Genomic DNA, 9,597 nt, shown 5'->3' with positions numbered 1-9,597 from the left:
CGAATGGATGTGGCAATACAATCACGAGCGCCCTAACATGGGCCTTGGCGGCATGACGCCGAAACAGCGGCTCATGGCCGCGGCATAGTCTCTACTTCTGACTCGCGTTAAAAGCGGGGGGATTACCGCCCCGAAGCCCAGGATTATGTAGCTAGCAAGCTCAATCCGGTTGAGATGGCCCCCGATATTGCTAGAAAAATGTGGCGCTGTGCTGCAGAGCAAGGTGATGGTCGCGCGGCAAATCAGCTTGGGATTGCTCTATCCATTGATGGCAGGTTCGAGGATGCGCTATCGGCATTTCAACTTGGGGTGCAGGCTGGCGAAACGCAATCGGCGTACAGCCTTGAGCAAGCGTTTAAAGGGCCACCGCCGTCCGACAAGATCAACTATCTCGGGCTCGCTAATGATCCCGAGCGATCGAGGCGATATGAATTGATCGGCGAATTTACCGACAGGAATGATGGTCGAAACCCGACGGTTCCCGACATTGAGAAGATCGTTCCGCTTCCGCCCGCACAGCTTCCCGCTTGGGACGGCACGTTCCAATGGGAAAAGGAACAGGCTTCGGCGAAGCCGCCAGAGAAGCCATCGGACGAGCTTGTCGATCGACTTGCGAAGGACAAGCATCTGGATCCAGCGACAGGCTTGCCGCTACCGGGCGCGCTGGAAAAAACGTCCGCGTTGGATCGGCAGCCCTCGGCGGTTACGGCAACGGTCGACCGTCTCCCGCTCGGCGCGGTCGCACTCACCGGCGATAAATGTCCGGAAGACGGTGTCTGGTGCGCGAACTTAGGCGGCCGGCAAGCTACGAATCCTCAGCACCGATTCGCGAAAGGCGAAACGTTACCGCCACTTTCCATTCAAGCGCCGAGACAGATCGCCATTCTTGATCGCTTGATGGGGGCGAGGGAGCGAACGGAAAACGTCATCTGGCAGTTGATGTCGTATGTCGATCAGGGATGACGTGGCAACAATATATCGCAGGCACTGGGCCATGGCGCGCAAAAACGCGGCTGATCACGGCAACGTGCAGTAGCACGTTGCCCGAGAGTTGCGACGCTACCGCTCCGCCGCACGCTGTTCATTTTCTTTTAGAGGATCGATGGTGACCCGTCTACTTCGCACAGTGTATTGCGTTCTGGTTTTGCTGGCTCCCCGGATTTGCTTCGCCATTGGCGACGGGGCGGATGCCATTGGCATCTTGGGCGAACTCGCGAAGCTCGAAGCTGGATGGACGCTATTTGTACTAGTTGTCTTTCTGCTCTTGCGGTTGCTCAAGATGTCGAACGCGAGGCGGCTTCTATATTGCATAGTGCTGTGGGCCGCGCAATTCTGGGTCCCTTACATTGTGAGTTTCGGAATGATGCTTCTGGCTACCTGAGTGCGACGGACGCCGAGGTGATCGAGGTGATAACAAACTCCGTCGATCAGGCGCGTGGCCGGCATGAGTGCCGCATAAGCGGCTCGAGCCACGCGCACCGACAAACGAAGTTTACTTCCGCAACTCCGGCGCATTCGCCAATTCATCCTGCAGCTTCCCGACCGCATCGGCGGTAGCCAACTGCGCAGCCAACCCAAGGTTGTGCTTGAACTGGCTGAATTCCGCATGCCCGTTGCCGGTCACTTTCTTCGTCACGACTTCTTGCCCCGTCGGATCGGTCACCGTGCAAGCCAGCGTCACGGAGAAGTCGGTCGGCGGCCACGTCACGAGGCTGTGGGAAGACGACGTGGTGGTAATCGTCGGCACGATGACGTAGTCGAGGTGGTTCTCACGAACCGTATCGGCAGTCGGGGCGGTCTTCAACTTCTTCACGTTCTTGAACACGTGCCCCAACTCGATGTACAACGGCAACTCCAAGTCGTGATACGGGTGATAGCTGACCTTGTCGCCGCCGCCGCCCGGCGTAATCACCTCGCGTGCCGATTGCTCCGGCGTGATCACGAGTGCGACAGTCTTATCGAGCGGCGCGCTCGAGAGCGTCGGAAGTTTGCTCGTATCGCCGGTGAGCGAAATCTCATGAGCGCAGCCCGACATCAGTGCGACTACGCCGGCCGCGGCCAGTGTGCGAATCAACATCATCGTTTGGTCTTCCTCGGTGGTGGGTGAATCGTCGTTGTAAGTCGAATAGCTAAGCGGCAATCGCAATGACGCTCTATTCGATCGCTTGGCGGAACGCAGGATCCGCGTAGAGTTGCCCAAGCAGCTTTTGCACGGCAGCGGGATATTCCTCGCGCGCTTTAGGGACCGCGATCATCGCGGCGAATGCCGAATCCCACTGCGTTTGCGCCGTCACGACCTTATCGAAACGCGTTTGGCCGCCCCGCACCACGATGAACCGCGCCGTGAGCGTCGCACCGCCCGTGGCGATGCCCACGTCGATATCGTTTTTGATCAACGTAGCCTTGATTTCCACGTCGCTCTGCGGCGAAAGCTTGCCGGCCATCTTCAACTCTTTGGTCATCGCATCGGCCAGATAATCGCCGAACGAATGACCCACGGGCGAGCGCAACACGTTTGCACGCAGCGGCACGGGATAGTAGTTGCCCGGACCCGGCGTCGAATCGAATGCGCCGACGTGCGCTTTCGCATTCGCTACGCTCTTGAGCGTTTCGATGTTGTCGACATCAGGGGAATATTGTGGCGCTACAAGCGCGCAAGCGCCGAGCAGTGCGGCAGGCGCGCCGATGAGCAGCAGGCGGGCAAGGCGAACGGCCATGTCAGGTCCTCGTATGGTTCGGTTTATTTGCGTTCTATTCGATTTTCGCCACCGGCAGCGTCCCGCCTTCTCGGAGCGTCTATCCCCACGGTTTACGGATAGGCAAAGGAAAACTTTAGGCGAACCGACACGCTGGCTTACTTTACGAATTCGTAATTTAAGAGAAAACGTTTGCGCTGCGTCTTGCCACATCTCATTTCGGCCGCTGGGCATCATGGCGCAAAACGACGAATGGTCGTCCGTATTTGCGGGCATATTTCCCTCGAATGCGACCTAATAACGCTTCGTAAATGATCTACGCTAAGGCGCATAAAAATTCGTCGAAAAAACGCGCCGATTCAGTACGTCAGGGCGTTGGGCCCATCCGAGCCCCGTTGAACATCACAACCAGTCGAGTGCGGAGGCTTCATGAAAAGCAGAAGCAATAGGTATCGTTGCGCGGAACCCAAATTAATCTCATCGCTCGTGCGGGGCGCCATCGCTGTGCTGTGGGGTGTCGTCTCGATCGCGCATGCGCAGGTGCTGCCAAGCGGCGGCAGTTTCGTGGCAGGCAGCGGGACGCTCCAACAAAACGGCAGGTCGCTCTCTATCGTGCAAAGCACGCCGCGCGGCATCATAGAATGGAACAGCTTTTCCATCGGCAAGGGCGCCCATGTCACGTTCGACAACGGCAACGGCGCCACGCTCAACCGCGTCACCGGCAGCGACGTCTCGTCGATCCTCGGCACGCTTTCCGCCACGGGCAGCCTGTACCTCATCAATCCGCAAGGCATCGTCATCGGATCGAGCGGTGTCGTCTCGACGGGTGGCCGTTTCGTCGCCTCCACGCTCGATACGGACAACACGTCGTTCATGAACGGCGCGCAATTCGCACTCATTGGCGTATCCGGCGGGAAAGTCGTCAATCTGGGCAAGATCGGTTCAACCCATGGCGACGTCTTCTTGATCGCAGACGCTCAAGTGGAAAACAACGGCACCATTCACGCGCCGAACGGCACGGCTGAACTCGTGGCTGCGGAAGCGGTGCTGCTGCAGGATGCGTCGAGCGGCAAACAGGTGTTCGTCGCACTGGGCGATAAAGGCAGCGTCCTCAATCGCGGCACCATCCGCGCCGCACAAATCAGCTTGCAGGCCGCGGACGGCAATGTCTTTGCATTCTCCGGCAATCACGCCGCCCTGCGCGCGACGGGCACCGCGACGCGCGATGGCCATATCTGGCTCGTTGCCGATACGGGCCATGTGCGACTGGGCGGACGCATCGAGGCCAAGAACGCCAATGGCACAGGTGGCACGGTCGATACGGTGGCCGGCGATCTGACGTTTTGTCGTTGCGGCCCGACCGTATTGGCCGGGGTTTGGAATGTTTCGATGCCGAGCGCGACGATCGGCGTCGGCGCGGCGCAAGCGTTCTCCCGCAGCTTGAGCAAGGGCACGAACGTGAGCGTGCTAGCGACGGGAGCGCAAGGGGCGGCCGGCGATATCGACGTGGCCTCCGCCATCGGCTGGAAGGGCGCGGCGTCGTTCACGCTGACCGCATTGCACAACGTGACCGTCGACAAAGGCGTGACGATCAAGAACAAAGGGGCCGGCAACTTGGCGTTGCGCGCCGATGCCGACGCAATCGACAACGGCGGCAGCATCGTCAACAATGGCACGCTCGATTGGTCCAAGAGCACGGGGCTCGTCACGGCGTATTACGACGAGAAGGGCACCTATACGGCCGGCGCTCAACTGGCCAATGCCGCATGGCGCGCGCCGCAGTACAGTGGCTTGAAGACGCAGCTCTCGGCCTATCAATGGGTCAACTCCATGGACGAGCTGAACAACGTCGGCGGAGCGGGCAATTACGCGCTGGGCAAGGATATCGCGCTGCCCTATTGGGCCCTCGTTCAAATCGGCGGGCCTTTCACCGGCCAGTTCGATGGGATGGGGCACACGATTTCCAATGCGGTCGATATCATCAATGCGCTGTTCACGACCATCGGCCAAGGCGGCGTCGTGCGCAACCTGAACATCACCAATGCGGGCGGGTCGACGCTAGCCAAAGGCGTGCCCGGGGGCCTGCTGGCGGGCGACAACCAAGGCACGATCGCCAACGTCGTCGCATCCGGGTCGATGCAAGGCAATCTCTTCGATTACAGTGCTGGCGGCGCGCCGCCGGTCGGTGGCCTGGTCGGCACGAACGAAGGTTTGATCGTGCGCTCGGGCGCGAACGTGCAGGTGTCGAACGCCGGCTTTGCGGGAGGTCTCGTCGGGCAAAATTCCGGCACCATCTTGCAGTCGTACGCCACGGGTGGCGTGAGCGCGCTCACCAATCCGTACAGCGGCGAGACGAATCGCTTGGTGCAAGCGGGCGGCCTCGTAGGCGCCAACTCGGGCACGATCGCGCAGTCGTATGCGACGGGTGCAGTCTCGGGCACTTCGCTCGAAGGCGGTGGGCTCGTCGCCGAGAACAGCGGCACCATCACGCAATCGTTCGCGAGCGGCAACGTCAGCGGCATCGCCCAAGGTTCAACGGCGCCCACGCTAGCGGGCATCGCGGTGGTGAACACCGGAACGATCGGCTCGGACGTATATTGGAACAAACAGACGAGCGGCCAGGCCGCGGGCGGGCCGGGCGTCGCGGCGGCCAATGGGCTCACGAGCGCGCAGATGATCGATCCCGTCAGTTTCGCCGGCTGGGACTTCGGGCTAGGCGGGGCATGGGCGATGCCGGCGAGCGCAACGAATCCCGTTCTTCAGTGGCAACTGAGCGGCGATTGATTGCCGGCGAACGCAATGTAGAAGCCGCTTGCGCGCAATGCGATGGCGCGGGCGGCTGTCGTCGATAGCGCCTTACGATCATCGAACTGCGTGCTGATCAACCACGTACATGCAGCGCATCGTTCAGCGCTAGGCGGCGCAAAGACACACAGCGCCTCGCCGTCACCTGCGCGGCCTACTGCCCGATCTGCCAGCTCAAGATCGGATGCGTTGCGTTAGGCAACATCGTCCACACGCCGCCTGGCCCGAAGTCGTATCCGGCGAACGACGACGGATCGCTCATTTGTGCTGTCGTCAGACCGTTTGCGGCCGGCAACTGCGTCCCGGAGTAGATGCCAATGCTCGCGCCCGTCGTGTCCTTGTTCCAATAGACGTCGTTGCCGATCGTCCCGGTGTTGTATGTGGCGATGCCGATCGCCGGTAGCGTCGGCGCATCGGGAAGATCGGGCTCTGTGACTTGGCCCGTCGCGAACGATTGCGTGATCGTGCCGCTGTTGTACCGGACGAGGCCCGCGGCGCCGGGCAGGCAGGCCTGTCCGGAGTTCGGTCCGCAGTAGTCGGGGTTGAATGACACGTTGCCGGTCGCGTACGACTGCGTAACCGTGCCCGCGTTCGAGCCGGCCAGGCCGCCGCCGCCGCCCGAGTGCGCCTCCGAATCCACATTGCCGGTCGCGAACGATTGCGCGATGGTGGCCCCAGCGGCGTTATCGCCCACGAGCCCGCCGTTGTTGCCTTCGGAAGAAATACCCGCGCTGCTCGACGAACGCCAGATCGTGCCGCGATTCTTGCCGACGAGCCCACCGACGGTCGAGGCATAGGCGAATCCGGAGAAAACAGAGATACCGCCAGAGGAACGCGCGCCGACGATCGTGCCTTCGTTGATCCCGGCGAGCAGTCCATACGCCGCGTATTCGCCGTAGCCATATCCATTGCCATTACCACTCACGCCCACGTTGCCGACGAGGCCCGTCGGGCCGATGAAGCCGAACAGACCTTGAGTCCGAAGCACCATCCCCTGTTCGCCATGATCGCCGGCCACCGATTGATAAATCGAGAGGTTGTCGATCTGATGCCCGAAGCCGTTGAACAGGCCGGTAAACGGCGTATCGACGTTGCCGATCGGCACGTAATTGCGGTCGCTGGACGCGCTGGCATCGATGTCCTTACCCAGCGCGTAATTACCGGATAAATCATGCGCGACGTTTTGAAGATCGGTGTACGAATTGACGAGCGCGTAGCCCGTGATTTGATCGCGCACCCCGCTCAGCGGTGCGCTCGTCCACGCGGCATTGACCGTTTGCGTGCCGGGCGTGTACGTTCCATTCATGTCGTAGAACGCCGTCACGGTGCCCAAGCTCTTGGACCAGTCGATCGCGCCGAGATTGGTGAGGCTGCCGCCGGTGTCGAGCGCATTGGAATCGGCGCGCAGCGTGAGGTTGCCCGTGCCGCTATTGGCGAGCGTCGCGCCCGCTTCGATCGTCAGAGACCGATAGGCGCTCAGCGTCAGCGAGGCCGCCCCGGACCAATGCAGGCTCGACGCCACGTCGATGTCGCCCGTCGCGCCTTGCTCACCGCTCGTCGCCAAAGCGATCGACGTCCCCGCGTTCAAGCTGCCGCTCAATGCGTTCGCCGCCGTGCTGTCGATGGTGTAGACGGGCGTCGTGATGTTCCACTGCTTCGCCGTGACGAGCGCCGTGCCGCTCACGGCGCTGCCGAGCGAGAGCGTATGCGCGCTCACGTCCACCGTGCCGCCGCTGCCGTTGGCGTTGTGTGCATCGATCGGGCCTTGCAAGCTGACGGCGCCCGTATCGGCGACGAGCCAGACGTGGCCGTCGCGGGTCGCCGTGCCGGTCGCGCGAATCGAGGCATGGTTGCCCGCGAGTGCGAAGACGTTCCCGTCGGCCGCTTGCAAGCTTGCCTGCGCCGCGCGAATGTCGCCCATGTTGACGACGGAGCCGCCACTGCCGGTTTGCACGAGGACGGGCTGGCTGCTCGATGCATCGGCCAGTAGCACGCTCGCACCGGCCGCCATTGCCGCTACGCCATTGGGCGCGCTGATCGAGCCGGCGTTGGCGACCGACGAGCGCGCGATCAGAAAGACGTCGCCCCCGGTCGAGCCGATCGCGCCCATGTTCACTACCGACGCGGTCGAGCTGCCCGTGAACGTGGGCGCGTTGCCTTTCATGAAGGCGCAATCGCAGGTGTCCAGCGTCGAGGCGACGAAGCTGCCGCCAGTCGTCACGGCGCCTCCGGGACCGACGACGACCCCTTGCGGATTGATTAGGTAGACGCTGCCGGTGGCGGAGAGCGCGCCCAGAATGACGGACGGATCGGCTCCCGTGACTCGATTGAGCGTCGCACCGTTGCCGTTATGAAAAGACAAGGTATTGCCGCGTCCAATCGAGAAACGCGTCCAGTCGATCACGCCGCGCGAGGTGGTTTGGTCGATCGTCATCGCCGGGCCGCTCGTGTCGATCGAACCCGAGCCGGCCACGAACGAGCCATTCGTGGGTAGCGCGCCAGCGCTCGCCACGACCGGCGGCAAGCCGGACATCACCGCTGCGATGGCGGGCGCGAGGGATGCAAGGATGCGGCGCGGCTTGAATCGCTTCGCGCGATGACCGCTCGATTCGGGTGAGTGATGTCTCGCGGCCGCCGAAGTGCGATGCAATGTGCCGATGCCCATAGCCGTCCCCACTATCTGGTTGAGTGCCATTCACTCGATGAAACGCCGTTGCTTGGCCAAGCCGTTTCACGATAGTGCGTGGGCAGCAACGCCCTTGCGGCAGATGTAGAAGAAATGCGCCAATCGTTCGTGATTTTCGGTCGGCTTGGGATGGGCGAAGTGGCGAGCGGGAACTCGACCGCGACGGGTCATGTGAGCCATGCTCATGCGAAGCCCGCGGCAGGAACATTGCCGCGGGCTTGGGTGCGGGGACTACATCGCGATGCCGCGCTTCAACAAGTTCCGATACAACGCGCGCACGCCGAACCGCCACGGCGCGATCTCGGTCGAGAGCCGCACGGTATTCACGAGCGCGCCTAGCGCGGGCGTCGCAATCGTCACCACATCGCCCAGGTGATGCGTGAAGCCGCCGCCTTGGGCGTCGCGGTCTTTGATCGGCGAGAACATCGTGCCGAGAAACAGCATGAAGCCGTCCGGGTACTGATGGTGCGCGCCGCAGGTTTGCGCCACGAGATCGAGCGGGTCGCGGCTGATCTCGCGCATATGGCTCACGCCTTCGAGCACGAAGCCGTCCTCACCGGCGATCCGCAGCGACACGCTCGCGGCGCGCACGGCATCGAGCGTGAAGTCGCCATCGAACAGCCGCACGAAGGGACCGATGGCGCAGGAGCCGTTGTTGTCCTTCGCTTTGCCGAGCAGCAGCGCCGAACGTCCTTCGATGTCGCGCAAGTTGACATCGTTGCCGAGCGTCGCGCCGATCGCCTGTCCCGCCGAGTTGACGGCCAACACGATCTCGGGCTCCGGGTTGTTCCAGGCCGAACTCGGATACAGGCCGACGTCGGCGCCGAAGCCGACCGCCGACATCGGTTGCGACTTGGTGAACACTTCCGCGTCTTCGCCGATGCCCACTTCCATGTATTGCGACCACGCCCCGCGGCGTTTGAGCTCGTCCTTCAAGCGCAGCGCGGCCATCGAACCCGGCTTGATCTGCGCGAGGTCGCTTCCGATGAGCTCGTGTAGCGAAGCACGAATTTCGGCTGCGCGCGCCGGGTCGCCCCCCGCTTGCTCTTCGATCACGCGTTCGAGCAAGCTGACGGCGAAGGTGACGCCGCAGGCCTTGATCGCCTGCACGTCGCAAGGCGCCAGCAAGCGCGGCGACGCGCCCGGTTCGCCCGTGGCGCTCGCATCGAGCAGCGCCTGCACGGGGCCGAGGGATTCGCCCTGTGCACCGCGCGCAAACGCGGCGACATCGTCGCGATCGAACAGATCGCTCGTCGTGGGGGCGCTGGCCGTGATGTCGAACGCCTCGCCGCCGCGAACGACGATGACGGACGGTCCGTCGATGGGCTCGCCTCGCCAGACGCGGCCGACGAGGACAGCGCGATCGAGGTCCGAGGGGAGACAAGAAGCGGGGGCGATATGCATAAGGAT

At 62.5% G+C, this 9,597-nt stretch carries 6 protein-coding genes; 2 read left to right on the top strand and 4 right to left on the bottom strand.

Annotation, left to right across the window (positions count from 1 at the left end):
- The first annotated feature begins 174 nt into the window (after positions 1-174).
- Positions 175-963 (top strand): DUF6396 domain-containing protein, encoded by a 789-nt coding sequence (locus MMB74_RS26450; RefSeq protein ID WP_277431572.1) that lies wholly within the window; start codon positions 175-177, stop codon positions 961-963.
- Positions 964-1,492: 529 nt separating this feature from the next.
- On the opposite strand, the gene MMB74_RS26445 is transcribed toward MMB74_RS26450, so the two are convergent.
- Both MMB74_RS26445 and MMB74_RS26440 read right to left on the bottom strand, forming a co-directional pair.
- A complete protein-coding gene (locus MMB74_RS26445) occupies positions 1,493-2,146 on the bottom strand; it encodes a hypothetical protein (RefSeq protein WP_277431571.1) in 654 nt (217 codons plus the stop codon).
- Between the two features lie 7 nt (positions 2,147-2,153).
- Positions 2,154-2,717, bottom strand: a complete 564-nt coding sequence (locus tag MMB74_RS26440) for a hypothetical protein (RefSeq protein ID WP_277431570.1) — start codon at positions 2,715-2,717, stop codon at positions 2,154-2,156.
- Between the two features lie 408 nt (positions 2,718-3,125).
- Between MMB74_RS26440 and MMB74_RS26435 the strand changes: the two genes are divergently transcribed.
- Complete coding sequence (locus tag MMB74_RS26435; protein WP_277431569.1) at positions 3,126-5,480, top strand: filamentous hemagglutinin N-terminal domain-containing protein; 2,355 nt, start codon at positions 3,126-3,128, stop codon at positions 5,478-5,480.
- A gap of 175 nt (positions 5,481-5,655) precedes the next feature.
- Here the strand turns inward: MMB74_RS26435 and MMB74_RS26430 are convergent, their stop codons facing one another.
- On the bottom strand, positions 5,656-8,196 hold the full coding sequence (locus MMB74_RS26430; RefSeq protein WP_277431568.1) for a filamentous hemagglutinin N-terminal domain-containing protein: 2,541 nt from the start codon (positions 8,194-8,196) through the stop codon (positions 5,656-5,658).
- 222 nt (positions 8,197-8,418) lie between these two features.
- Complete coding sequence (locus MMB74_RS26425) at positions 8,419-9,591, bottom strand: fumarylacetoacetate hydrolase family protein (RefSeq protein WP_277431567.1); 1,173 nt, start codon at positions 9,589-9,591, stop codon at positions 8,419-8,421.
- Positions 9,592-9,597: the final 6 nt, after the last annotated feature.

This window comes from Trinickia sp. Y13, assembly GCF_029522115.1.
In the GTDB taxonomy this organism is placed as follows: Bacteria; Pseudomonadota; Gammaproteobacteria; order Burkholderiales; family Burkholderiaceae; genus Trinickia.
Note: the sequence above shows the minus strand (reverse complement) of the source record. Positions and strands in the feature narration are given on the sequence as shown.